At 68.5% G+C, this 24595-nt stretch carries 28 protein-coding genes; 16 read left to right on the plus strand and 12 right to left on the minus strand.

Annotated elements, in window-relative coordinates:
• Positions 1-76: 76 nt before the first annotated feature.
• The gene (locus ACFVH5_RS02615) at positions 77-367 is read left to right on the plus strand and encodes an ArsR/SmtB family transcription factor (RefSeq protein WP_385831463.1); all 291 of its coding nucleotides are present in this window, start codon (positions 77-79) and stop codon (positions 365-367) included.
• Positions 368-460: 93 nt separating this feature from the next.
• On the opposite strand, the gene ACFVH5_RS02620 is transcribed toward ACFVH5_RS02615, so the two are convergent.
• The 5 genes from ACFVH5_RS02620 to ACFVH5_RS02640 form a co-directional block, all read right to left on the minus strand.
• Positions 461-1093 (minus strand): hypothetical protein, encoded by a 633-nt coding sequence (locus ACFVH5_RS02620; RefSeq protein WP_385831464.1) that lies wholly within the window; start codon positions 1091-1093, stop codon positions 461-463.
• 325 nt (positions 1094-1418) lie between these two features.
• A complete protein-coding gene (locus tag ACFVH5_RS02625) occupies positions 1419-1766 on the minus strand; it encodes a cupin domain-containing protein (protein ID WP_385831581.1) in 348 nt (115 codons plus the stop codon).
• Positions 1767-1893: 127 nt separating this feature from the next.
• The gene (locus ACFVH5_RS02630) at positions 1894-2820 is read right to left on the minus strand and encodes a Ku protein (protein ID WP_385831466.1); all 927 of its coding nucleotides are present in this window, start codon (positions 2818-2820) and stop codon (positions 1894-1896) included.
• 116 nt (positions 2821-2936) lie between these two features.
• Complete coding sequence (locus ACFVH5_RS02635; RefSeq protein ID WP_385831467.1) at positions 2937-3149, minus strand: hypothetical protein; 213 nt, start codon at positions 3147-3149, stop codon at positions 2937-2939.
• A gap of 78 nt (positions 3150-3227) precedes the next feature.
• On the minus strand, positions 3228-3368 hold the full coding sequence (locus ACFVH5_RS02640; protein ID WP_385831468.1) for a hypothetical protein: 141 nt from the start codon (positions 3366-3368) through the stop codon (positions 3228-3230).
• A 93-nt stretch (positions 3369-3461) separates the two neighbouring features.
• Between ACFVH5_RS02640 and ACFVH5_RS02645 the strand changes: the two genes are divergently transcribed.
• The 7 genes from ACFVH5_RS02645 (at position 3462) to ACFVH5_RS02675 (ending at position 9138) form a co-directional block, all read left to right on the plus strand.
• Complete coding sequence (locus tag ACFVH5_RS02645; RefSeq protein WP_385831470.1) at positions 3462-4469, plus strand: hypothetical protein; 1008 nt, start codon at positions 3462-3464, stop codon at positions 4467-4469.
• A gap of 192 nt (positions 4470-4661) precedes the next feature.
• The gene (locus ACFVH5_RS02650) at positions 4662-5675 is read left to right on the plus strand and encodes an STM4015 family protein (RefSeq protein WP_385831471.1); all 1014 of its coding nucleotides are present in this window, start codon (positions 4662-4664) and stop codon (positions 5673-5675) included.
• 155 nt (positions 5676-5830) lie between these two features.
• Positions 5831-6226: a GNAT family N-acetyltransferase gene (locus ACFVH5_RS02655; RefSeq protein WP_385831473.1), complete on the plus strand. Its 396-nt coding sequence runs from the start codon at positions 5831-5833 to the stop codon at positions 6224-6226.
• 105 nt (positions 6227-6331) lie between these two features.
• Positions 6332-6997: a nitroreductase gene (locus ACFVH5_RS02660; protein ID WP_385831475.1), complete on the plus strand. Its 666-nt coding sequence runs from the start codon at positions 6332-6334 to the stop codon at positions 6995-6997.
• Positions 6998-7172: 175 nt separating this feature from the next.
• Positions 7173-7643: a peptidoglycan-binding domain-containing protein gene (locus ACFVH5_RS02665; protein WP_385831477.1), complete on the plus strand. Its 471-nt coding sequence runs from the start codon at positions 7173-7175 to the stop codon at positions 7641-7643.
• 412 nt (positions 7644-8055) lie between these two features.
• Positions 8056-8664 carry a hypothetical protein gene (locus ACFVH5_RS02670; RefSeq protein WP_385831478.1) on the plus strand — a complete coding sequence of 203 codons (609 nt, stop codon included), beginning with the start codon at positions 8056-8058 and terminating at the stop codon, positions 8662-8664.
• Positions 8665-8919: 255 nt separating this feature from the next.
• Complete coding sequence (locus ACFVH5_RS02675) at positions 8920-9138, plus strand: hypothetical protein (RefSeq protein WP_385831480.1); 219 nt, start codon at positions 8920-8922, stop codon at positions 9136-9138.
• Between the two features lie 391 nt (positions 9139-9529).
• On the opposite strand, the gene ACFVH5_RS02680 is transcribed toward ACFVH5_RS02675, so the two are convergent.
• Complete coding sequence (locus ACFVH5_RS02680) at positions 9530-9895, minus strand: hypothetical protein (RefSeq protein WP_385831482.1); 366 nt, start codon at positions 9893-9895, stop codon at positions 9530-9532.
• Complete coding sequence (locus ACFVH5_RS02685) at positions 9892-10155, minus strand: hypothetical protein (RefSeq protein ID WP_385831484.1); 264 nt, start codon at positions 10153-10155, stop codon at positions 9892-9894. Before ACFVH5_RS02685 ends, ACFVH5_RS02680 begins: the two co-directional genes overlap by 4 nt.
• 193 nt (positions 10156-10348) lie before the next feature.
• Between ACFVH5_RS02685 and ACFVH5_RS02690 the strand changes: the two genes are divergently transcribed.
• The gene (locus tag ACFVH5_RS02690; protein WP_385831485.1) at positions 10349-10960 is read left to right on the plus strand and encodes a class I SAM-dependent methyltransferase; all 612 of its coding nucleotides are present in this window, start codon (positions 10349-10351) and stop codon (positions 10958-10960) included.
• A gap of 403 nt (positions 10961-11363) precedes the next feature.
• Here the strand turns inward: ACFVH5_RS02690 and ACFVH5_RS02695 are convergent, their stop codons facing one another.
• The 3 genes from ACFVH5_RS02695 to ACFVH5_RS02705 form a co-directional block, all read right to left on the minus strand.
• On the minus strand, positions 11364-12821 hold the full coding sequence (locus ACFVH5_RS02695; protein ID WP_384798103.1) for an MFS transporter: 1458 nt from the start codon (positions 12819-12821) through the stop codon (positions 11364-11366).
• Between the two features lie 323 nt (positions 12822-13144).
• Positions 13145-13915: an SDR family NAD(P)-dependent oxidoreductase gene (locus tag ACFVH5_RS02700; protein ID WP_385831486.1), complete on the minus strand. Its 771-nt coding sequence runs from the start codon at positions 13913-13915 to the stop codon at positions 13145-13147.
• Positions 13912-15450 carry a long-chain fatty acid--CoA ligase gene (locus ACFVH5_RS02705; RefSeq protein ID WP_385831488.1) on the minus strand — a complete coding sequence of 513 codons (1539 nt, stop codon included), beginning with the start codon at positions 15448-15450 and terminating at the stop codon, positions 13912-13914. Before ACFVH5_RS02705 ends, ACFVH5_RS02700 begins: the two co-directional genes overlap by 4 nt.
• Positions 15451-15650: 200 nt before the next feature.
• Between ACFVH5_RS02705 and ACFVH5_RS02710 the strand changes: the two genes are divergently transcribed.
• The 3 genes from ACFVH5_RS02710 to ACFVH5_RS02720 are packed head-to-tail and all read left to right on the plus strand — an operon-like array spanning position 15651 to position 18713.
• A complete protein-coding gene (locus ACFVH5_RS02710; protein ID WP_385831490.1) occupies positions 15651-16502 on the plus strand; it encodes an enoyl-CoA hydratase/isomerase family protein in 852 nt (283 codons plus the stop codon).
• Complete coding sequence (locus ACFVH5_RS02715; RefSeq protein WP_385831492.1) at positions 16499-17557, plus strand: alcohol dehydrogenase catalytic domain-containing protein; 1059 nt, start codon at positions 16499-16501, stop codon at positions 17555-17557. Before ACFVH5_RS02710 ends, ACFVH5_RS02715 begins: the two co-directional genes overlap by 4 nt.
• 1 nt (position 17558) lies before the next feature.
• Entirely contained in the window at positions 17559-18713 is a 1155-nt protein-coding gene (locus tag ACFVH5_RS02720) for an acyl-CoA dehydrogenase family protein (RefSeq protein WP_385831493.1), read from the plus strand.
• A 46-nt stretch (positions 18714-18759) separates the two neighbouring features.
• Here ACFVH5_RS02720 and ACFVH5_RS02725 read toward each other — a convergent pair whose 3' ends face one another.
• Positions 18760-19467, minus strand: a complete 708-nt coding sequence (locus ACFVH5_RS02725; RefSeq protein ID WP_385831495.1) for a TetR family transcriptional regulator — start codon at positions 19465-19467, stop codon at positions 18760-18762.
• Positions 19468-19633: 166 nt separating this feature from the next.
• Between ACFVH5_RS02725 and ACFVH5_RS02730 the strand changes: the two genes are divergently transcribed.
• Positions 19634-21559 (plus strand): pyruvate dehydrogenase complex E1 component subunit beta, encoded by a 1926-nt coding sequence (locus ACFVH5_RS02730; RefSeq protein ID WP_385831497.1) that lies wholly within the window; start codon positions 19634-19636, stop codon positions 21557-21559.
• Positions 21560-21649: 90 nt separating this feature from the next.
• Positions 21650-22348: a TetR/AcrR family transcriptional regulator gene (locus ACFVH5_RS02735; RefSeq protein ID WP_385831499.1), complete on the plus strand. Its 699-nt coding sequence runs from the start codon at positions 21650-21652 to the stop codon at positions 22346-22348.
• Positions 22349-22442: 94 nt separating this feature from the next.
• On the opposite strand, the gene ACFVH5_RS02740 is transcribed toward ACFVH5_RS02735, so the two are convergent.
• Entirely contained in the window at positions 22443-23489 is a 1047-nt protein-coding gene (locus ACFVH5_RS02740; protein WP_385831500.1) for a cyclase family protein, read from the minus strand.
• Between the two features lie 192 nt (positions 23490-23681).
• Here ACFVH5_RS02740 and ACFVH5_RS02745 point away from each other — a divergent pair, with 192 nt between their 5' ends.
• On the plus strand, positions 23682-24080 hold the full coding sequence (locus ACFVH5_RS02745; protein WP_385831502.1) for a nuclear transport factor 2 family protein: 399 nt from the start codon (positions 23682-23684) through the stop codon (positions 24078-24080).
• A 67-nt stretch (positions 24081-24147) separates the two neighbouring features.
• Positions 24148-24546, plus strand: a complete 399-nt coding sequence (locus ACFVH5_RS02750) for a nuclear transport factor 2 family protein (RefSeq protein ID WP_385831503.1) — start codon at positions 24148-24150, stop codon at positions 24544-24546.
• The last annotated feature ends 49 nt before the right edge of the window (positions 24547-24595 follow it).

Raw genomic sequence — 24595 nt, forward strand, 5'->3', positions numbered from 1 at the left:
TGGTCGGGGCACCGGGGATACTGGAAGCATGGCCAGCCGAACTTCTTCGCCACTGCTCCACCCAGACGAGCAGAGCATGAACCTCTTCACCGTGATGACGGCTCTCAGCGACCCGGTCCGTCTGAGCATCGTGACGACCCTGAGCGCCCAGTCCGAGGTGGCCTGCAACTGCTTCGATCTCCCGGTGGGCAAGTCGACCGCAAGTCGCCACTTCCGCGTCCTGCGCGAGGCCGGGCTCATCCACCAGCGAGATATGGGCACGCGCCGCATCAACTCCCTCCGCCGCCTGGAGGTCAACCGGCGCTTCCCGGGCCTCCTCGACCTCGTCCTGCGCGAGGCAGCCACCAACGCATCGGCCGACCGGTAGTCCCGGCTCCACAATGAGTCCACGCCTGGAGTCGGCCAGCTACGTTGGGCCCACCCCCTGGCCCCTGACCACGACACGGAGAGCCAGGTCAGGTCACCACCGGGCACGCAGCACGCCGTCACTGTCAGGCAGAGCGGCTTGGAACAGCGGGTGACGTTCGTCGAGGACAAGCGGCAGGGAGCAGGCCGCCCTCGCGCCTGCCACCACAGTGGCGAGTTGTTGTTGGTGGGTCTCGTCGACGGTCACGTGACGGATCGTGCCGTCCGCCGACTCCCAGACGAAGTCCACGTATTCGTCCTCGGGCAGCGCGGCCAGGACCGCATCGACATCAGATGTGAGGTCGGGCCAGCCGGTCAGGAGCGCGCGCGGGCCGAGTGCGGCGCGGACGGTATCGAGGTTGTTCGCGGTGAGGCGGTGCCAGCGGGTGGCGTTGCGGAGGTAACTCTCCTCGACGAGCAGCGTCTGCGGTGCGGCCAGCTCTGCCCGCGCTCGTTCCCAGAACTCCCCGTCCGCAGCCTGCGTCACCTCTGGTTCCTCAAGGTCCGCAGCGTAGGGCGAGACCGTGATCGGTTCCGCGAACAGGCCGAGCTCGTGGGTCCGGGCGACAGCCGCTTCGCAGGGCTGGTCGCTGCCGACGTACACGTACACGTATTGATCCCACCCGACGTGCACGGTGAACGTGTCCCGCTGCTCCAGCCGGCACCAGGCACCCTGGTCGCGGAGCATGGCCCGGACCAGCTCCAGCGCGACCGGGACCGAGACCTCGGCACCGTCGTAGTAGCCGCTGAGGTCGGGCGGGAACAGCCCGGCGAGGCCGTGTCCTTCAACTGGTGCCTCTAGGCCGAAACTGACGAAGCCGGTGACCGCCGGGTCACGGATCTCCAGCCAGTCAGCGTAGTTCGCGACGACGGCCTGTCGGGTGAGCGCTCGGCCCAGGCTCCGCAGACCCCTCGGTTCGAAGAACCGGTCTTCTGTCAGGCCATGGAGTGGGCAGAACGGTCGGGGGACCCGAGGCGATCACTGATCCAGACCAGACCAGTAAGGACAATCCTTAGCCCACGGTGGTGTGGAACGCCTTGCGCAACGTCTCATGAACCGTCCACGTCGTCCGGTCGCCGGCGCGCAGGACACAGGCGTCTCCAGGGCCGACGTCGAAAGTGGCGCCGCCCTCCACTGCGATCGTGGCCCTGCCGCTGACGACCACGAAGAGCTCGTCCGACTCCGTATCGGTGACGATGCCGGGCGTGATCTGCCAGATGCCACGAACCTGCGTACCGTCCTTCGACTCCCACAACACCTTGGCAGACACCTCGGGTGAACCCTGCAAGATCTGTGCGGGGTCGAGAGCTTCGGGGATCAGATCGGCATCGGGGACGTGCACTGCAAAGCTGCTGTTCATCATCATGTGGCGACGCTACGGCACCGTAAGAGCGAACTCCCATGGTCACCGTGTCGTACCAGGTGCACGCATGAGTGACGATGTGTCCAGTGCAGGCGTCGAGCGGTATATCCCTGGGCCGGGCACGTCATGCACTGCGTTTCGGCTTCGCCGCCGTCTTCTTGGCCACCTTCTTCGCGGTGGTCTTTTTGGCAGTCGTCTTCTTCACTGTCTTCTTGGCTGTGGTCTTCTTCTTCGGGTGCAGCTCGTGGACGTCGGCGTCGCCCTCGCCGCGTGAGGTCCGGGCCTTTTTCACGGAGGCTTCCAGGGCGGCCATCAGGTCGACGACCTCCCCGGCCGGTGCGTCGGGTGCCGGTGTTTCGGGAGCCGCATGGCCTTCCCGTTTGGCCTTGATGACTTCGGCGAGGGCGTCGGTGTAGTGGTCCTCGAACTCGCTGCCTTCGAGGTCGTCGCGGGTCATGTGGTCGATGAGGGCCCGTGCGCCTTCAATCTCATCGTCCGACACCTCCACCGCGCCGGGTGCCAGTTCTTTGGGGGAGCGGATCTCGTCCGGCCAGCGCATGGCGTGCAGGACGATCGCGTCGTCACGCACACGCAGCAGCCCGAGGCGTTCGCGGCCGCTCCACGCGTATTTGGCGATGGCGACCTTGGCACTGCGTTCCAGTGCCATCCGCAGCAGCTTGTACGGCTTGGCGGCGACCGGGCCGTCGGCCTGGAGGTAGTAGCCGTCGCCGACCTGGAGGGGGTCGATCGAGGCGGCGGGGATGAACGCGGCGATCTCGATGGCCTTCGCGGTGGGCAGCGGGATCTCCCGCAGTTCCTCGTCGGATATCGCGATGAGGGTGTCCTTGCTGATCTCGTACGCCTTGCCGATCTCGTCCTGGGGGACCTCGCGGTCCTCGATCTCGCAGATCTTGCGGACGCGTACGCGGCTCATGTCTTCGAGGTGGTACTGGTGGAAGCGGATCGCGTGGTTCTCGGTCGCGGACACCACGTGGATGGGCACGGTCACCAGGCCGAACGAGATGGCACCTGACCAGACAGTTCGGGGCACGACGAACCTCCTGTACGGCCCCGAGGGTTTCAGCGTACGAGGAGCTGCCCGGACCGGCACGCGGACCGGGCACCGCGCTTTCAGCCTCGGGCCGGTCGCCGGACTGGTCCCGTCGATCAGCTCGCCTGGGTGCGGGTGCTGGTGAAACGGACGGCGGTACCCCAGTTCTCCCGTACGGGCGACAGGCACCACTGGCACAGGGGCAGTCCGCCGCTTCCGTACTTGTGGGTGCTGCGCTGGCAGCCGGAGCAGGGGCCGACGTAGCTGCTGGAAATGGTGAAGGTGGAGGGGTCCGGTTCGCTGACCGGGGGCGGGGGAGTGGCGGTCATCGAGGGTTGTCCTCTTCCGGGTGAGGGCGGGTGGATCACCGCGGACGCAGCGTATGCGGCCGGAAGGGACGGGGCCGGTCAGCGCGCCGCGGGGGTGTGGGCCGGGCGGGCGGATAAGTCGATGACTCCCATGGCGAGGTCGGGCCAGCAGTAGTGGCTGCAGGCGCGGGCGTCCGTGGTGAGCAGCTGTGCCAGGTCGGGCGGTAGGTCATCGAGCATGGGTCTCGTTCCTGGATTCGAGGTCCGGTGGGCTCGCCATTCGCGTGTTCGAATACTAGTTCGATACTCTACGTCTGGAGGAGGCGAGGTGCCATGGCGGCAGCAGATGACCAGGTGCGGGTGTCGAGTGTGATGCATGTGCGCTGTCCGGACCGGCTGCCGGAGGAGGTTTTCCGGCAGGTCCTGGAACAGTGCGCGGAACTCTCCCCGAGCGTTCAGGCCCTCCCGCCGTCGGCCGCCCTGGTGGAGCTGAAGGGTGCCTTGAGGTATTACGGCGCCGACGCTCGGCGACTGGGTGAGGTACTGCGGGTGCGCACGTTGTCCCGGCTGGGCGTCGATGTGCGGGTGGGGATCGGGCCCACCGTTACGGTCGCGGCCACTGCCTCCGCGCAGGTCGATGCGCCCGGGGGAGTCCTCGCCGTGGAGCGGGACGAGGTCCTCGACTGGCTCGGGCCACTGCCGGTGGAAGCCCTGCACGGCATTGGTCCGAAGCAGGCGGCGGCGCTGAGGGAGTACGGCGTGCATTGTGTGGGCCTGCTTGCCACCATTCCGCCGGTCACCGTGCAGCGCCTGCTGGGCGGCAAGGCCGGACGGCTGGCCGTGGACCGAGCGCGGGGTATCGACCCCCGGCCTGTCGCCCCGCGCTCGTTGCCGGTGTCCACGAGCGTGCGCCACACCTTCGTCCAGCACACCCTGGACGGTGCCGCGGTCCGCGGTGCCCTGCTCGAACTGGTCGTCCGGCTCGGACTCCAACTGCGCGACCACGGCCAGGTGGCTCGTGGCCTGACGCTCGCGTTGCGGTTCGCCGGTGGCACCGCGTGGGAGAAGACGCGCCGCCTGCCGGAAGCCTCCGCGCACGAGGACGACCTGCGCACGATGGCGTACCGGCTCATCGATGCCGCGGGCCTGCAGCGCGGCCGGCTGACCGGGCTCGTGCTGAAGGGCGAGGACCTGGTCGACGCCGACCAGGTGGCCGAGCAGATCAGCCTGGACCAGGCACGCGAGGACCGGCTGGTCACGGAGGCGGTCAGCGACCGTATCCGAGGGAAGTTCGGGCCCGGCGCGATCGGCCCCGCCGCCACTTTCCGCTGCGCTTCCTGACCGCCCCCCGGCCCATCGATCACGTTGGCCTGCGAGTCCGCTGGGGCAGGTACGGCGTCGTCGGTGCGGGGACGGCCCCATGAACCGAGGGCCCGTCAGTACGTGGACGGGCACTCCTGTCAGAGTAGGCGCCGGCAGATTTTCCCTCTGCCGCTTCGCTTCGTATCGCACCGTAGGACAGGAGCAGCCCGGATGAGTTTCTATGACCGGATGGAGGAGCTGTACGGGCTCCCCGCCTTCACGTTTCCCGCGCTGGAAGCGCCAACGGTCCTGCCCGAACCCGACGCCGTGGCCTGGCTGATCAACGGGCAGCCTGACGCCGTGGCCTGGCGGAGCACCGTGGGGGAGCCGTTAGTCGAGGAGGAGTGCTGGGACGAGGCCTTCGACCGCTTCTGCGCCGAGGTCGACACGACGCGGGTCCGTGCACTGATCGTCGGCAGCTGGGACGACCCTCTCGACACGGACCCTTCCCAAGTCATCGAGGCGCTGTTGGCCGCGCGTGACCGGCTGCCGGCCCTGCGCTCGCTGTTCCTGGGGGACATGGTGGCCGAGGAGGCCGAGATCTCCATGATCAGCCAGACCGACGTCACACCGCTGCTGGCCGGCTTTCCCGCACTGGAGGATTTCGGCGTGCGCGCGGGAGAGAGCCAATCCATGGGCAGGGTGCAGCGGTTGGAGTTTCCTGCCCTGCGTCACGACGCGCTGCGCAGGCTGACCGTGCAGAGCGGCGGCCTGCCGGCGGACGTCGTCCGCGGGGTGGGAGCCAGCGAACTGCCCGCGCTGGAGCACCTTGACCTGTGGCTGGGTGTCTCTGAGTACGGGGGCGACTGTACGGTCGCTGATGTGGAGCCGATCCTGTACGGCGACCGGTTCCCCCGGCTGCGTCACCTGGCCCTGCGCAACAGCGAGATCCAGGACGAGATCGCCGTCGCCCTTGCCTCCGCTCCGGTGGTCGCCCGGCTCGAAGTGCTCGACCTGTCCATGGGCACGCTGAGCGATGACGGAGCCGCCGCCCTTCTCGCAGGCCAGCCACTCACCCACCTCAAGAAGCTGGACCTGCACCACAACTTCCTGAGCGAGTCATTCCGGCAACGGATATGCGAGACGCTCGAACCCGCGGGCGTGGAGGTGGACGTCGACCGGGGTGACGCCAAGCTGGACGACGATGGCGGCCCTGCTGACCGGTACGTCTCCGTGGCGGAGTGAACCCCGCACGAGCATCCCGACGCCGCCCTGCCTGAGGCCGACCGCCTCCGGCTCAAAGCCGTCCGTCCTGGCCAACTGCCCGGAATTGACGGCACTCTCCGCGCATGCGCGTGCTTTCGGTCGGCTGGATCCAACCCGGACCCTACGATCGAGGAGTGACGATCGAGTACGAGTGGCGGGGCGACTTCGACAACCCCGTCCTCAACGCGCTGCATGCGGACGGCTTCGGCCACCCGGTTTCTCAGACTGACTGGCGAGAACGACTTGAGCGCCACAGCCTCGGCTGGGTCTGCGCTTGGGAGGACGGCTCACTGATCGGCTTCGTCAACGTGGCCTGGGACGGCGGAGTTCACGCCTTCATCCTGGACACGGTGGTGGCCGGTCATCGCAAGCGGAGTGGTGTCGGAGGTGCGCTGGTAGCAACTGCTGCTCACGAAGCTCGTGCCGCGAAGTGCGAGTGGCTTCACGTCGACTTCGAGGAGCATCTTCGTTCGTTCTACTTCGATGTCTGCGGCTTCAGAGAGACGACAGCTGGACTGATCGCCCTGTAGCAGGGGGTCAGGCCCTGGGCGAACGTCCCGCTCGGGCTGGCCGCCTGCTGCGACGATCATCCTCGTGTCTTCGCTGCCCGCCATGGAGTGAGAGGACGAAAGAACGTGGATGTGTACGAAGCCGTGGACAGTCGCAGAGCGGTGCGGGCGTTCAGCGAAATGCCCGTATCCAAGGAGGTACTTGAGCGAGTGCTGGCTGCGGCGACGCGGGCTCCCTCAAGTGGAAACCTTCAGCCCTGGCATGTGTACGTAGTGATTGGCGAGCCTTTGGCCGAATTGAAAAGACGTGCGACGGCCAGGGCGCTGGCGGGGGACCCGGGTGACGAGCGGGAGTACCCGATGTACCCGCCGGACCTGGCCTCACCGTATCTGGACCGTTTCTCCGCCGCGGCTGCCCTGCGGTACCAGGCGCTGGGCATCGAGCGCGACGACCCTGCCAGGCCCATGAAGATCGCCGCGTTGAACACAGGGGCGTTCGGGGCGTCCGTCGTGCTGTTCTGCTATCTCGACCGGACGATGGGACCCGGGCAGTGGGCGGACGCGGGGATGTACTTGCAGACGGTCATGCTGTTGCTGAGGGCGGAAGGGCTGCACAGTTGCCCCCAGGTGATGTGGACGATGTATCGCAAGACCGTCAGCGAGATGGTCGGGGCCGATGACGGGCGCGTGTTGTTCTGTGGCGTCTCGGTGGGATTCGAGAAGGAAGACGCACCACGGCTGCGCACCGGGCGGGCGGACGTGACGGAAACAGTGAGCTTCCTCGGAGCGTGACGCCCAGCGGTCATACAGCCAGGCTGACGCCGGTGCACTACTGACCAACTTCCCTGCACGGATGACAAAGTCCGCAGCTCACGATGACCCTAAGGTCCATGGTCGAGGCCGTCACTGAGACGACGTCACCGACCGGAAGGACTGCATCGTGCAACGAGTATCAACGACGCTCCGCATGCGGAGCGGAGTGTTGGGTGCTTTGGTTCTCCTCTTCGCCGCCGGCCTGACAGCCAGCCCGATGATGACTGCACCGGCCCATGCTGCCTATGGTCCGTGCAACACGACGGTGAAGCGTACCGATGGGTTGAACAACTCCGGCAATCACTTCACGGTCCCCGCGCGCACTGGTAACGGTCTGAGCTGTTACATGCAGTATCAGACGGGGAGTGACAACGCCGTGACAGCGCTGCAGAGGGCCATCGTGTACTGCTATCCCGGCACCTATGCCGCCAATCGGATCATCAACACCGGAGGGGCGGACGGGTCTTACGGCGACGGCACAGTGGATGCCGTTCGGTGGCTCCAAGCCAACCGACTCGGCGTGAGCGCCGACGGCGTCTATGGGCCGGCGACCCGTGGACAGATGCGGTGGCCGTTGTATACCCCGGGCGGTATCTATATCGCCTGCCTCGATACCGGGTTCTAGGGTCCGCCTTCGAACTGCCCCTGCTCGCAGGGCGTATGACGCGAGGCTGACCGCTGCTTCGCAGGGGGCCGTCTTGTCGTGCCGGGGCGCGACACCGCGGAAGCCTTTGATCCGGTTGAAGCAGCGCTGGATGACGCTGCGTCGGCGGTGGATCCGCCGGTCCAAGCGGGTGGCCGGCCGCTGCGGCAGGGGACCCCGCTGGAAACGCGCACGCTGGTGTACGAGGACGCCCCGGACCTTCGGAACGGCCCCGGCCGTAGGGCGCGTCGACCCGTTGGTGCCGAGTGAAACGGTCTGGGTCGGTCCAGGTACACGACTATCGCTTGGAGTACGTCGGATGAGTAGCAACGTACTGACCATGTACGGCGGGCCGAGACGAGTTGACCGCCGGGGTTCGCCGAAAGTGGTGAACATGGTCAGTTTCTCCGACGGGTCGGGGCCGGCGCCGTCGGTCGTGTACGTCGAGCGCGAACTGCCGCCGGGCGGCACGTCCGCGTACCGTGCGGCCCGGGGAGGCGGGGCCCGTTCCTTCGCCCTGTGGGCCGACGATCAACGCCGGGAGCGGGTGGCCACCGTGGTGACACGGTCGGCCGGCGGCGGCGTGGCGAGGTTCCAGGTAGTCGGCGCGCACGGTGAGGTCCTCGGCACGCTTATACGCGAGAAGGCGCTCCGCGGCAGGGGCCTGCGCACCCGCTGGACCGTGCACCAGCCCAACGGCTCCGAAGCGGTCGGCTTCAAAGGGAGGATCGTATGGTGGTGGATGTGGTGGTTCCTGCTGCCCCTGATGACGGTGGTCCTCGTGATGACCGTCTTCGACAGTGTCCCTGGCAACGAGGGCGGCTTCGCCCGCGCACCCCGGCGCATCCGGTGGCGCGCGAACGGGCAGGTTCCGCTGGAGTTCAGGTCCAAGGGCGACAAACTGCACGTACACGCACCCGGTGTGGACTGGCGGTTGGGGGCAGCTCTGATCGCCCTCCTGCGCAGTTTCAACGCCGGCGCGTGGGACTCGGTGAAGCGGTGACCTCGGGGACGCTCCTCCGGAGCGACGTGCTTTGTGGCGGCGGGAGTTGCTCTTCCGGGGCCGCGCATCGTAGGACTGGGCTGCTGCATGTCTGATCGGTGGTCGGCGCAGCGTCATGCGCCAAGCTCTTCTCCCGGCCCGCCCGGCGGGTACGGGCCACCGTGGGGGCGTGAAGTGAGTGCCGGGTACCGGCGTTGGGCGGGGGTTCTGCGCCGCCTCGCGATCGCGGTCGCTGGTCTCATGGCGGTCGCTTTCGTGGCTGGCATCGCCCTCCTGGTGAAGGCGGACGCGGACGTGGACAACGCGGCCTACGGCTACCTCGCGCTCTTCCTCTGGTTCGGGACCGTCGCGGCGATCCCGGTGCTCCTGGCGCTGGGTATCCCCGCGATCGTCATGACGCAGCGGGTACGGCAGCAGGATCGGTTGGGTCACCATGCTGCTGTGTTCCGGGGGCCCGAAGCGGGTGGCCAGTAGTCGAGTGGACATGGCGCGGGCACACTGATCCCGGGCGGTTCACGCCCTCGCCTATCGGGGACAGTGAATGGCCGTATCCCCCCCGGACGAGTGCGGTCGGCACGTTGAGCGGGCCCTCGCTCGCGAACGGCACCAGCAGCGATCTTCACGGTACCGAGGTGACCACTCCGGCGCGGGTCACGGGTCACGGGTCACGGGTACGGGGCGTACGACGGTTGGGAGCACGAAGCCTTCCCCGAGACTGCGCGCCGGACACGCGGGCCGCGAGCGGACGGGACCCGCTGAATGTGGCCGTCGCCGCGGAGGCATCTGCCGTCCGAGAGGGGGTTAGCGAGGTTGCTTCCTCCGCGATCGAGTATGAGCTTCTGCACGACTGAAAGGGCCTGGTGGATCAGCTGGTCCAGGTCTTGATCTGAGCGGCGACCTCCCGCACGGGCAGCCCGTCCCGGGCCGCGCGTGCCAGCGGGAGAACGGTGTCCAGCCCGGGGCTGACCGGAAGGCCGCACGCGGCCAGGTAGGCCGCAGCCACCGTGGCCGCGAACAGCAGGTTTCTCACCTCCAGGCTGGGGTTCCTCGCCAGCTCGCACAGCAGTGCCGCGGCCTTGTGATGGGGCTCGGGGTAGACCTCGTGTTCCAGGACCTCCGACCGGTGGCGGGCTTCCGCGGCCACCGGCACGCCGTAGTCGACCACCTGAGGGTCGCCCGGGATCTGCTGTGCCACCGCCAGGATCCACGCGAGGTCGATGTGAAGGCTCACGCGGCGTCCCTCGGCGCGGTCTGCGCCAGCCCCTCCGGCAGATTCGGGTAGCGGTCCTCACCGACCTCCTCCTCGAACGCCTCCGTGTACGCGGCCAGGAACGAAGCGGCTCCGGCCATGAAGGCGGCCCGTGACTGGTTCACGTCGGCCTCGATCAAGTCGGCCACATAGCCTTGCAGGCTCAGACCGCGCCGTTTGGCCCGCTCCTCGGCTGCCGCCCTGACGGCGTCGTCCAGTCGGATGTTCGTCTGTTTCGCCATGCCGGCCATCATAGCTAGGTTCTGATACCAGCACCTAGCAGACGCTATTGCCGGGTCCTGAACGGGACGCCATCCATCGGTTGACCACGCAGCTCAGCCGGTTACGTGGTCTGGGTACCTGCCGTCGCCCGCGTGCCATGCAGGCTCACGACGTCGCAGAGGAGGGTCGGCTGAGCGGCATATAGTCGATCTCATGAGTAGGTGGAGGGACCTGACCGGTGGAGTGTCCGGGGGCGAGTACGCCGCGCGTTTCGAGGCGCTGGCCCGGGGCGGGAAGGACATGCACGGGGAGGCGGCGTTCTGCGCTGCTCTGGTGCCCGCGCCGGCCCGTGTGCTCGACGCGGGCTGCGGCACCGGGAGGGTCATGATCCGGTTGTCGGAGCTCGGGTACGACTGCGTCGGTGTCGACCTGGATGACTCGATGCTGGAAGTTGCGCGGACGCAGGCGCCTCAACTGCCCTGGTTCCAGGCCGATCTCGCGGAGTTCGATCCGGCACGGTTCGGCATTGTTGCGGACTTCGACCTCGTGGTGGCCGCCGGTAACGTCCTACCGCTGCTGGCTCCCGGGACGGAGGCCGCGGTGGTCGACCGCTTGGCCGCGACCCTGCGTCCGGGCGGGCTGCTGGTCGCAGGCTTCGGCCTGGACGCAGCCCACCTGCCCTTGCCACCCACCACTACGCTGCCGGAGTACGACGCCTGCTGTGCCGCGGCCGGCCTTGCTCTCGTCGACCGCTTCGCCACTTGGGGCGGCGCTCCCTATGACGACGGCGGGTACGCGGTCAGTGTCCATCGCCTCGATGTGTGACCTCTGCGCGCTCTGCGATCCGCGGGGAGCCTTCGGCCCTTCGTGAGCGCAATGACCTGCCCCGACTGGCCGTCAGCGCTGACGATTACCTTCCGCAGGCTGACACCCAGGCACTTTGATCTGCTGCTCCTCTCGGCTTAGCCCCGCTCCGCTCCGCTCAGTCCCGCTCCGCGATGTGCTGGTCGAGCACTCCGTGTGCGATGCGTCTGGCCGCCGCCGAGCGGAATCCCGCGTACCCGGTGCCGTACCAGACGCCCCCTTCGAGTCCCTCCCGCGTCAGCCCGTCGCCCCGCCCGATCGGGATATGGAACCTCAGCTCGTCCTCGACTACGGCTCCGACTCCGCTCTGCGGGCGACGGAATCACGGCGACGGAATCAGGGCGACGAGATCAGGGCGACGAGATCAGGCGCCCTGACCGACCTTCGCGTCCTCAAGGCGTTCGGCCTTCGGGATGAGGGTGACGAACAGGCCGCCGAGTACGACGCACCCGATCACCAGCCACATACCGTTCGTGAAGCCCTGGTCGAGGTAGAACTGGGTGCCCTTCATCACCGCTCCGTGCTGCGACATGATCACGTACGTCAGCTGCGAGACGATGATCTGCGCCACGCCCTGGGCCAGGGCCTGCGCGCCGTTCGCCATGGCCTGTTCCTCGGGGCTGACCACCTCGATGACCATGATGGGCACGACCGCGACGACCACGCCCGTGCCCAGGCCCGCGATGACGCCCCACGAGATGATCTGGCCGGCGGACTGGTGGTACTGGGTGCCGATGCCGTACCCCACGACGGCGAGCACGGTTCCGATGGCCAGCAGTACCCGGCTGTCGGCGCGGCGCGCGATCGTGCCGGTTCCGATGGCGCCCACCAGGATCATGAAGCTGATCGGGCTGGTGACGATGGCGTTGTGGGTGCCCGACCAGCCCAGGCCGTCGGAGACGTCCGGGATCTTCGGCATCAGGACCAGGAGCTGGATGACCACACCGACGGCGCTGAGGGAACCGGCCGCGATGGAGGTGGCCAGCAGGGCGGACCACACGGGGCGCCGTCTGGTCATGCTGAGGGGGAACAGCGGGTCGGCGACCCGGCGTTCGACGAGCAGGAAGGCGATGAGGGCGGCCACCGCGGCGACGATGAACCCGATGAACTTCCCGCTGTTCCAGCCCCAGTGCGACCCCTGGCCCACGGCGTAGATGATGAGGGTGACTCCGCCGCCGAGGAGAAGCCCGCCGGCCCAGTCCATGCGCCCGCCCCGCTCGCGGACCGGGCTCTCCGGCACGAGGAACAGGACGAGGAAGAAGCTCACGGCCGTGCTGATGGCCACGAACCACAGGACGCCCCGGAAGCCGTGGTGGTCGAGCAGGTATCCGGAGAGGAACGGGCCGCCGAAGGCGACGAAGCCCACGCCACCGGCCATGACGCCGTTCGCGACTCCGACCCAGCGGCGCGGGAAGACATCGCGGGTGAGGGCGTAGGCGAGCGGGGTGGCGGCCGTGTAGACGCCCGCGATGCCCCGCCCGATGAGGAGGGTGCGGTAGTCGGTGGCCAGCGCGGCGACGAGGTCACCGGCGAGACCGAGGCCGGTGGCGACGAGCAGGGCGCGCCGTTTTCCGAACAGGGCCGCTCCCTTGACCATGAAGGGCAGGAAGAAGGTGCCCGTCAGCAAGGTCATGAGAGTGAACCAGGCGATCTCGGTCGTCTGGAAATGGATCGCTATGGCCGCCTGTGTGGTGCCCGACAGGGCGGCGACGAGCGAGACCAGTTGGACCGACCACATGAGGGCGGCGACGATGACCGCGTTGCGCCCTGTGGAACGTGAACCCTCCGCAGCCGGTGACGGCGAGGTCTGGGTTTGAGTCATGGAAGCCCTCCGTGGGTGAGCGGGGTGGAACGGGGTGAGGGGAACGGCTCCGGTCCTCGCAGCTCGGGACAGGGCGTTGACGTGCTCGAAAGCGGGAACCGCGCGGCGGTGAAGCAGTCCTGACGCGGCTCGAAGAGTGCGGCTGCCGGTAAAATAGACCCATCGGTCGGTACAATCAATGGATCGCTCAGGAAAAGTTGATCCCGCGAAAAGAGCCAAGGAATCGGCCCGGAAGTGGAACGACATGCCTGTGAGAGGGGCGGTCCGTGGACCGTCCCTCTTCGCTCCCTCCGTCCTCCTCCGCCTCGAAGCGGCTGAGTCGGCTACCGGGCCGTCCAGCCTCCGTCCACCGTGACCGTGGAGCCGGTCATGTAGCGGGAGGCGTCGGAGGCGAGGAAGACCGCGGCGCCGCCCAGTTCGTGTGTCTCCCCGACCCGGCCCAGGGGAGTGCTGCCCACGATGCGCTCACCCCAACTGCTGTCCAGCAGGCCCGAGCTGAGGTCGGTGCGGAAGTAGCCGGGCGCGAGCGTGTTCACCCGCACCCCGCGGTCGGCCCACTCGACGGCGAGGGACTTGGTGAGAGCTTCGACGCCGCCCTTGCTGGCCGCGTAGGCCGCGATGCGCTCGAAACCGACCCTCGCGTGCACCGAGGAGACGTTCACGATCGAACCCGCCCGCTGGTCGAGCATCACCTTCCCGGCCTCGCGGCAGCAGTAGAAGGTGCCGGCCAGGTTGACGTCGAGGACCTGCTGCCAGGCCTCGTCCGACACCCTTTCGCTGCGGGTGAAGTGAGGGCTGACGCCCGCGCAGTTGACCACCGCGTCCAGCCGGCCCGCCCAGTCGGTGATGCGGTCGATCATGTCCCTGACGGTGTCCGGGTCGGACACCGAACCGGGCACGACGAGTGTCTTGCCACCGTGGCCGGAGACTTCGGCGGCCAGCTGCTCCAGGTCGTCGGCCGTGCGCGCGGTCACGGCCAGTGCCGCCCCGGCCCGGGACAGGGCCACGGCCATGGCGCGGCCGAGCCCCTTTCCGGCACCGGTCACCCAGACCGTCTTGCCGTCGAGGCGCAGGTCGCTCGTCATGTCGGTCATGCCTGCGGCTCCGTCGGAAGGTCGCGCAGGGTCCGTTTGAGGACTTTCCCTGACGGTGTACGGGGGAGTGCGTCGACCACGTCGATACGGGCGGGCACCTTGAACTTGGCCAGGCGCTCCTGGCAGAACCGGCGCAGTTCCTCGGACCCGGTCCGCATGCCCGGGCGGAAGACGACGAAGGCCCGCGGCACCTCGCCCCAGCGGGGATGGGGGAGTCCGACCACGGCCGCCTCCAGGATGGCGGGATGGTCGTACAGGACCCGTTCGACCTCCGGGGTGGCGATGTTCTCGCCGCCCGAGACGATCATGTCCTTCTTGCGGTCGTCGATGTAGAGGAAGCCCTCCTCGTCGACATGGCCGATGTCCCCGGTGTGGAACCAGCCGTCCTTGACGGCCGCAGCCGTCGCCCTGTCGTCCCGCCAGTAGCCCGCGAAGACCTTCGGACCGCGCAGGGTGATCTCGCCCAACTCGCCGGTCGGCGCCTGCCTCCCGCCTTCGTCGACGATCCTGATCCGGGTGTGCGGAACGGGCCGCCCGACCGAGCCGAGCTTGGACAGGCTGTGCGCGCGGTCGAGGAAGGTGTCGCCGGAGACGGTCTCGGTGAGTCCGTAGGCGTCGGCGAACCAGGCGTTGGGGAAGGCGGAGCCGATACGCCGCAGCACGGGCTCGGGGGTCTTCTCCCCGCCGCCCAGCACGAAGCGGACCGAGGTGGTGTCGTACGCCTCGCGGCCCGGCACCTCAAGGACGGCGTTGACCATGGCCGGGGCGAGCCACAGGTTCGTCACGCGCTGCTCCTGGATCGCCTTCAGTACGCCCTCGGCGTCGAACTTGCGCTGCAGGACCACCTTTCCTCCCGTGTACAGCACGCCGAGCGCCGGCATGTCCAGGCCACCCACGTGATACAGCGGGCCGCACACCAAGGTGGTGTCCTGCGCGGTCAGCCCGAAGTGGACGATGTGGGCGAGGTTCTTCGCCTGGAGGTTGCCGTAGGTGATGCACACGCCCTTGGGCCGTGACGTGGTGCCCGAGGTGTACATCAGCCGCTGGAGGTCTCCCGCCTCGACGTCCACCGTCTCCACCGCGGCGCCCACATGCCGGGAGAGCAGGTCGTCATAGCCCGTCCACCCCTCGGCTATGGTGCCGTCGCCCACCTGGATCTGGTGTTCCAGTCGGTCCAATGCGTGCCTGAGCTGATCGATAGCCGGAACAAATTCCGGCTCGGTCACGATCACCTTCGCGTGCGCGTGGTCGAGGATGAACTGCCATTCGTCCTCCGACAGGCGGTAGTTCAACGGCAGGAGGACGGCGCCGATCCGGTTGACGGCGTACAGCAGCTCGATGAATTCGGGCCGGTTGTACAGCAGCAGCCCGACGATGTCTCCCCGGCGCACGCCCAGTTCGGACAGGCCGGCGGCCAGTTCATTGACCCTGGTGTGCAGATCTCGCACGGTCAGTCGCCGGTCGTCCTGTACGACGGCGACGGCGTCGGGGCGCTGGGCCAAGTGGTAGTCGAGGATGCTCGCGAAATTGTGCACGGCGACTCTCTTGTTCGTTGACCGGCATTGTCCCGACCGGTCGGTTGCCCGCTACAAACTTTTCGTGTACCCATTGGTCTATAAAACCTGCAGCGCACTCTACGACGCTCCGCAGCCACCGACAACCGTCATGAGGGGGAGGATCCCCCGGAAAGGGGAGCCGACCTGTGCCCCGCATCCGCATCGATGCCGATGGACCGGTGGTCGTACTTCGCCTGGTCAATCCGCCGATGAACGCCTTCGACTCGGCCCAGCGGCGAGAGCTGGCAGCCGCGGCGCGCGAGCTGGCGGACGCCCGCGACGTAGGGGCCGTCGTCCTCTACGGCGGTGAACGGCTCTTCGCCGCCGGCGCGGACATCAACGCGCTGGCGGCGATGGGGCCGGAGGAGGTCCGCGGCTGGAACCGGGCACTGCAGCGGACCTTCGAGGACGTCGCCCGCCTGCCGATGCCGGTGGTGGCGGCGCTGACCGGCCATGCGCTGGGCGGCGGTCTGGAACTGGCGCTCTGTGCCGACTACCGGGTGGCGGCCGACAACGCGGTACTGGGCCAGCCGGAGGTCAGGCTTGGCATCATGCCCGGCTCCGGCGGAACCCAGCGACTCACCCGCCTGCTCGGCCCCGCGAAGGCCAAGAACCTGCTGATGACCGGCCGCCGGGTGAAGGCTGCCGAGGCGCTGCGGATCGGGCTCGTGGACGAGGTCGTACCGGCCGATTCGGTCTACGCCACCGCCCTCGCCTATGCCCACCGCCTTGCGGAGGGACCGGCTGCCGCCCTGGAAGCCATCAAGGAAGCGGTCGACCAGGGAGCCGACGCCGGAATCGGCACCGGCCTCGCCCTGGAACGGGCCCTGTTCACAGGCGTCTTCGGCACGCGCGACGCGGCCACCGGACTCCACTCGTTCCTCGACCACGGCCCGGGAAAGGCGAGCTTCGGCAGCCCAGTGCACGAACAGGGCCCAGCGCATGAACAGGGTCCGGCGCACGAACAGGGCCCCGTACGCGAGGAAATCCCGGTGCACGACAGCGACGACGAGAAGGGTGGTTCGGCATGAAGGCGCTGCGCTGGCACGGTGCACGGGACCTGAGGCTCGAAGAGGTGCCCGATCCCGCGGAACCGCGGCCGCACGAGGCTGTCGTGGAGGTGTCCTGGTGCGGCGTGTGCGGCACCGACCTGCACGAGTTCCTTGAGGGCCCGCACATGATCCGCACCGCGCCGCACCCGCTCACCGGGGCGCAGCCACCCCTGGCGCTGGGACACGAACTCAGCGGCACCGTCCTGGCATTGGGGACCGATACACCGGGCATCGCCGTGGGCGACCGGGTGGCAGTGGACCCGGTGTGGCGATGCGGCGTCTGCTACTGGTGCGCACGGGGCGAGTACCACATCTGCCCCAGAAGTGGATCGGTGGGACTGGCCTCGCCGGGAGGGTTCGCCGAGCGCGTCACCGTACCGCTGGCCGGACTGACCTGCCTCCCCGACAACGTCAGCGACGAAATGGCGGCCCTGGCCGAGCCGTTGGCCGTCGGCCTGCACGCGGTGGCCCGCGCAGGGATACGACCGGGCGACAACGTCCTCGTCGTCGGCGGCGGCCCGATCGGCTTCGCCGTGGTGCTCGCGGCCCGCCTCGCGGGAGCGGCCGGGCTGTACGTGAGCGAGCCGCTGAAGGAGCGCCGGGAGAAGCTGCTGGAGATCGGCGTCACCGAGGCCTTCGACCCCCGGGAGACCGACGTACGCCGTGAGGTGTTCCGGCGAACCGGACGCGTCGGCCCGGACGCGGTGATCGACGCGACCGGCGTGGCGGCGCTCGCGGCCCAGGCGGTCGCCACCGTCCGGCGCGGCGGCCGGGTCGTCCTGGCCGGGGTCGGCCATGGCAGCGTCGAGATCGAGATGGGACAGCTCGTCTTCTACGAGCGCACCCTGCTCGGCACCCTCGGCTACACCTTCGACATCCCGCGCGTCATCGATCTGATGAGCACCGGGCGCCTGGACGCCTCCCCTCTGCTGACCGGGCGGCGTTCGCTGGAGGACGGTGTCGGCGTCTTCGCGGACCTGGCCGCCGACCGGGCCTCCCACCTCAAGGTTCTGCTGACCCCGAAGGGACTGTGACATGGATTTCGATCTGCCCGAGGAGACGCGGGCGCTGCAGGACATGGTCCGGGAGTTCGCGACGCGTGAGATCGCCCCGCACGCGGCCGAGTGGTCCGAGAACGAGCAGTTCCCCACCCACATCTTCACCAAGCTCGGCGAACTGGGCCTGATGGGCATGCTGGTGCCCGAGGAGTACGGCGGCGCCGGATCCGACATGGTGTCCTACGTGGCGGTGATGGAGGAACTGGGCGCCGCCGACCAGTCGGTGGCCTCCTCCTGGAACGCCCACTCCACGATCGCCACGCTGCCGCTGCTCGCCTACGGCACCCAGGAGCAGAAGCACCGGTGGCTGGCACCCCTGGCACGCGGTGAGGCCATCGGCGCGTTCGGGCTCACCGAGCCCGGTGCCGGCTCCGACGCGGCGGGCATCACCACGACGGCCCACCGCGCTGACGGCGGCTGGGTGATCAACGGCACCAAGATGTTCATCACCAACGCCGGCACGGACATCAGCCAGGGTGTGACCCTGCTCGCGCGGACCGGCCACGACGCCGAGGGCCGCAAGCAGTTCGCGACCTTCTACGTGCCGACGGACACACCCGGCTACACCGTCGGCCGCAAGCTCAGGAAGCTCGGCTGGCACGCCATGGACACCCGGGAACTCGTTTTCACCGACTGCTTCATTCCCCGGGACCACCTGATCGGCGAAGAGGGCGGCGGACTGCGCCAGTTCCTGTCCGTGCTCGACAAGGGCCGTATCAGCGTCGCCGCGCTGAGCATGTCACTGGCGAGGGCCGCACTCACCCTGGGCGTCCAGCACGCCAGGGAGCGCGAGCAGTTCGGGCGTCCGCTGTCCGCCTTCCAGGCCGTCGCCCACAAGATCGCGGACATCGGTACGGAGTTCGAGGCCGCGCGGTGGATGGTCTACCGCGCCGCATGGCTCGCCGACCAGGGCCGTCCGCACGCGACGGAGGCCGCGATGGCGAAGCTGTACGCCTCCGAGGTCGCCAACCGCGCTGCCTCCCAGGCGCTGCAGATCCACGGCGGCTACGGCTACATGCGTGAATCCGAGATCTCCCGCTTCTACGCGGACGCGAAGATCCTGGAGATCGGCGAGGGCACCAACGAGATCCAGCGCAATGTCATCGCCAAGGCGCTGGTCAAGCGCGGGTGAGGGCCGGGCCGATGCGCTGCCGGCGGCTGCCCCGCCGCGGAGCGGATCAGCCTCCCACGGTGACGGGCGCCCACTCGGCTTCGGGGTCGAGCGGGAGGTCCGGGCGCTCACGCTTGAACGTCTCTGCCCTCTCCTCGGCGGCGTCCAGAGCGCTGTCGCTCGCACCGAAACCGCGGAACAGGGTGTCGCAGTACTCGCGCGAGAGGAGGGCCGGACCCCATGGTCCATCGGTCCGCACCCATTGGTAGGTGTGATTGTGCAGGTTGAGGAACTGCAGGGTGGCGAGGCGGGTGTGGCTCGTCCGTACGGCGGTCTCGTCCGCGGCTTCCGCGAGCAGCCCCGAGACGAGCCCCTCGAACTCGGCGCGCTGGCCGAGCAGTCGGTCCAGTTCGTCCCCACTGAGGTTGCGGTAGTCGTGCTCGTAGACCCAGATGTGATCGAGCCGGTGGAAGATGATCGTCAGCAGCGACTCGGACAGCAGGCGCAGCCGTACCAACGGCGTCTCGTCGAGTTCCGTGATCTGCCGGGCCCGCCTGAGCAGCGGCACCATCACCCGCGACTGGATCTCGATCAGCAGGTTCTCCTTGGAGACGATGTAGTAGTACAGCGCCCCCTTGGCAAGCCCGACCTCCCGGCCCAGATCGTTGACGGACGTCGCCGCATAGCCCTGGCGGGCGAACAACTCGGCAGCCGTGTCGATGATCTTCTGGCGCCTGACCTCGAAGCCGGGACCGTGCCCCGGCGGCCTTGCCATCCGATTCTCTCCCTTGAGCGATCAGTACATTAAAAAAAGGCAGCACAGGCCGTGCCTCAGATGCATTGCCTGCGTGAGTGTAGCGAGGACTGACATGACCTTGGCACCGCAGATAATCGGCGAGCAATCCACCCACTCGGAACAACTTCTCGAAATGTACCGTCGCATGCGCCGAATCCGCCGCTTCGAGCAGCGGGCGTCGGAACTGTACAAGGCGACCGAGATCCCCGGCTTTCTGCATCTGTCGATCGGTCAGGAGGCCAGCGCGGTCGGCGCGTGCTGGCCCCTGCGCGAGAGCGACGGCATCACCTCCACCCACCGCGGCCACGGCCACGTCCTGGCCAAGGGCCTGGACACGGCCTCGATGATGGCCGAACTCATGGGCAAGGACGCCGGAACCTGTCACGGCCGCGGCGGCTCCATGCACATCGCCGATCCCGGTCTTGGCATCTACGGCGCCAACGGCATCGTGGGCGCGGGACTGCCCATCGCGGCAGGGGTGGCCACCGCCGCCAAACTGCGGGCGGCCGGCGATGTGGTGGTGGCGTTCTTCGGCGACGGAGCGGTGGCCCAGGGGATGTTCCACGAGGCGGTCAACCTGGCCGCCGTATGGGACCTGCCCGTCGTCTTCCTCTGCGAGAACAACCACTACTCCGAGTTCTCGCCCGCCTCGGAGCAGCACCGCGCGCCGCTCTCGGCCCGCGCCGCCGGATACGGCATCGGCTACGCCCACGTCGACGGCAACGACGTCCTGGCCGTGGCCGGGATGATGAACGACGTGGTGGAGCGCATACGGCAGGGCGGCGGCCCGGTCCTCGTGGAGGCGGAGACCTACCGCTGGCACGGGCACTACGAGGGCGACCCCGAGCGCTACCGCAGTCCGGAGGAGGTCGCCGCCGCCAAGGAACGCGACCCCCTGCTGGTGGCCCGGCGGCGCCTCGCGGACGCGGGAGTCGAGGAGCCGCTCGTCGACGCGGTCGACGAGGAGATCGACAAGGAGATCGAGTCGGCCGTGGAATGGGCGAGGAGCCTGCCCGAACCCGACCCCGGGACCCTCCACGACTTCGTGTCCGCCCCGCGCCCGGCCGTGCCGGAACCGGCTCCCCTGCCGCCCGACGCGGAGATCTTCCGCTCGATGGACGCCGTACGTCTCGCCCTGGAGCACGAACTGACCGCGGATCCGGCGGTGTTCATCGCCGGCATCGACGTCGGCGCGGGCGGCAACGTCTTCGGCCTCACCCGGGGACTCGCGCAGGCCTTCCCCGGACGGGTCCGCGACACCCCGATCAGCGAGAGCGCGATCCTCGGTGCGGCGGTGGGGGCGGCGATGGCGGGAATGAAGCCCGTCGTGGAGATCATGTACATGGACTTCATCGGTGTGTGCCTCGACATGCTGCTCAACCAGGCCGCCAAACTCCGCTTCATGACCGGCGGACGTGCCTCCATGCCGCTGGTCGTGCGGACCCAGTTCGGCGCCGGCCGCTCCTCGGGCAGCCAGCACTCGCAGAGCCTGGAGGCCATCCTCGCGCACATCCCCGGACTGACCGTGGTCATGCCGTCCAACCCGGCCGACACGTACGGTCTCCTGCGGGCGGCCATCCAGGACCCGAACCCGGTCGTCTTCGTCGAGAACCGCCTCCAGTACGGCCTCAAGGGCCCCCGCCCCGCGGCCGACCACCTGATCCCGCTCGGCAGGGCCAAGGTCGCCCGCGAGGGCACCGACGTCACCCTCGTCTCCTGGTCCCGCATGGTGCAGGACTGCCTCGCCGCCGCCGACAAGCTGGCCGCCGAAGGAATCAGCGTCGAGGTGATCGACCTGCGCACGATCGCCCCGCTGGACCGCGAGACCGTCCTCGCCTCCCTCGCCAAGACCAACCGCCTGGTCATCGCCCACGAGGCGGTACGGGACTTCGGCGTCGGCGCCGAACTGGCCGCCCTCGCCGTCGACGAGGGCTTCTGGCACCTGGACGCCCCCGTCACACGGGTGGCCCCGCCCCCGGTTCCGGCCCCGTACGCGCCCTCCCTGGAACGCGTCTGGCTGCCCTCACGCGACACGATCGCGGACACCGTCCGTCGTATCGCCGCCGTCTGAGCCGAAACGCCGCGACAGCGTGCCGGGCGACCGCCCGGCGCGTGATGCCGCTGGTGGCGGCCGTGGTCCCAGGCCGTAACATGCTGACCCATGCCTAGACCACCGGGACATGGGCCGGGTTACGAGATCCGCCGCCAGGAGATCATCGACCGGGCGGCCGCCCTGTTCGCCAAGAAGGGGTACGCGGCCACCGGCATCGCAGAGGTGGGCGAGGCCGCCGGGCTGGCCAGAGGCGCGCTCTACTACTACATCGGCTCGAAGGAACAGCTCCTCGTCGAGATCCAGGACCGCGTGATGGGTCCGATGCTGGAAAGCGCGCACCGCATCGCCTCCCTGGAGGAGGGCGCGCTCATCCGGCTCAGGATGCTGTCGCAGACACTGCTGGAGAACATCCTGGCCCGGCTGGACCATGTCTGGGTGTACGAGCACGACTACCGCAATCTGCACGGCGTCAACCGGTCCCGTCTGATGACCCAGCGCCGCGAGTTCGAGGACCTGGTCCAGCAGTTGCTCGTCGCGGCCATGGACGAAGGGGCCTTCCGGCAACTCGATCCGCGACTGGCCACCCTGCAGTTCCTGAACCTGCACAACCACACCTACCAGTGGATCAGGCCCGACGGTGAGTGGGACGCCGAGTACCTCTCCCGCGAGTACTGCGCCACCCTCTTCCTGGGCTTCGCGAAGCCGGGCCACCGGTTCGACGATCTCGAAGACCGCATGCGTGAGTTTCTCGCGGTCAGGAGGAACGCCAGTCCGGAACCGCTCCGGCCGGCCTCTCGGGAGAGCTGACACGCCGACACGCGTACACGCCCGCACGCCGATGCCCCGGAACCTGGGTTCCGGGGCATCGGCGTCTGCGCGGGGGCACTCCGCCCGCGGTGCGTCAGACCGTCGCCACCGGCGTCAGGGGGCTGCCCTGCGTTCCGGGGAGGTTCAGCGGGGGAGCGGTCAGCAGGAAGCGGCTGCGGTGGTGCTCACGCAGCCAGGCGGCGAGTTCCTTGAGGTACCACAGTTCGCCCAGGGGGACGCCCAGCTTGAACAGGCACAGGTGATGGATGGGGAGCAGGGTGTGCGGCCCCTGCGCCTGGGTGACGCCCACGCCCTCGACGGCGTAGTTGTCCGCGATCAGCGCCGAGATCTGTGAATCCGCGATCCACCGCAGCAGTTCGGGGTCGTCCGCGTCCAGGTAGGGCGCGGTCTGGTGGATCGCGACCGGGTCGGGATTCTTCTCCCAGGCGAGGATCTGTGTGGCGAACCCGGTGTGCAGCAGGAGCATGTCCCCGGGTTCCACGACGACGTTGTCCGCCGCCATGATCTCCTGCAACTGCTTGAAGGAGACCGGCTGGTAGCCGGTGCCCAGGTGGTGCGCGATGTCGATCAGCACGCCCCGGCCCTGCACCCCGTGCTCGGCCATGTGCTCAAGCCCGAGACGGCGGGCGAAGGCCTTGCTGCCGCTGCCGTCGCCCTTGGCGTCCTCCTCGGGGCCGACCAGGTCGGTGCCGGGCCGGTAGCCGTTGTAATAGACCGGCTCCGCGACGCCGTCGCCGTCCGCGTCGAACTCGGCCCCCTGGTGGGCCAGGGAGTCCCACTGGGTCGAGTACTGGAGCCACAGGGTGACCACGTCGTCGGACCACACGTCGATCAGGTCCGGGCTGATCTGCTCGCTGGCCACGACGTTGTAGAAGACGTCCTGCTTGTGCTGCAGGTCCTCGGTGGGCCTGAGGATCGGCGGGTAGCGGCGCTGGTTCATCGCCGAGCCGCCGGGATAGTCGAGAGGCAGGCTCAGGCTGAAGGCGATGCCGTGCTCGACCTCGCGCACCCCCTGCAGCACCTTCTCCGGCGTGAGGAGGTTGATCCGCCCCAGCTCGTCGTCGTCACCCCAGTCGCCCCACGTCGAACCGGGCGGCCGCTGCTTCCAACGCTTCGTCACGATAAAACGCCTCCTCTGCCGACGTCCCTGTCGACTGTCTTCGCCATGCTAAGGACTATGTACCGGTCGGTCAATGAATCCCTGAATATGGCACGGTGATGCCGGACGATTTTCCAGCCGGAGCAATAGACTGAGAGGTCGAAATACGGTAGACCTGGGCCTGCAGCTATCTGTCAGCACTTGGAGCCGTCCATGAGTGAAACCCCTTACGCCGAGGTCGTCGCAGGCGTACGAGCGACCATCGGCGCACACACCCAGGCACAGGACGCCGGGCGTACCGACGAAATCGCCGGACTGTACGCACCCGACGCGGTCCTGGAGATCCCGGGCATCGAACCCGTCCGGGGCAGGGACGCGATCCGTCAGGCCTTCAAGGGCTGGGAGCCGACGAAGCCCCAGCTCCATCTGGTGAGCAACACCGTGGTCACCGTCTCCGCGGAACAGGAGGCGACGGCGACGAGCGATGTCGTGTTCCTGCAGCGCGGAGAGGCGGGCTGGACCGCACAGATCGCCGGCCGGTACGTGGACACGCTGCGTCGGACGGACGGGGTGTGGCTGTTCCACCGCCGGTCCACTACCTACCAGGCCTGATCCCCCACCCGCCGGGCCCGGTCCACTCGACCGACGGGCCCGGCCCCTCACTTTTCGGGAGTCCGAGATGACCACAGCAACCGAGGCCTCGACCACCGCCCATGTGCAGAGCGCCATCGGCGCCTACGCGCAGGCGCTGGACGCCGACCGGGTGGACGACCTCGTCGAGCTGTTCTGGCCCGACGGCGTCGCCGAGATCACCGGTGTCGGGACCTTCGAGGGGCACGAGGCGATACGCGCCGGATACGCCGGCTTCTCGCCCACCCAGCCGCAGTTGCACCTCGTCGCCAACACCGTCGTCACATCGGTCACCGGGGACGAGGCGTCGGCCGTCAGCAACCTGGCCTTCTTCCAGCGCGACGCATCCGGCTGGGTGGTCCGATTGGTCGGCCGCTACGACGACGTGCTCCGCCGCCGTGACGGCGAGTGGCGCTTCCAGCGCAGGGTGACCACGTTCCTGCCGTGACCAACTCCCTTACTGAGAAGGGCACGCCGCCCCCCTCGACGACGGTCGG

Source organism: Streptomyces sp. NPDC127119 (assembly GCF_042677425.1).
GTDB lineage: Bacteria > Actinomycetota > Actinomycetes > Streptomycetales > Streptomycetaceae > Streptomyces.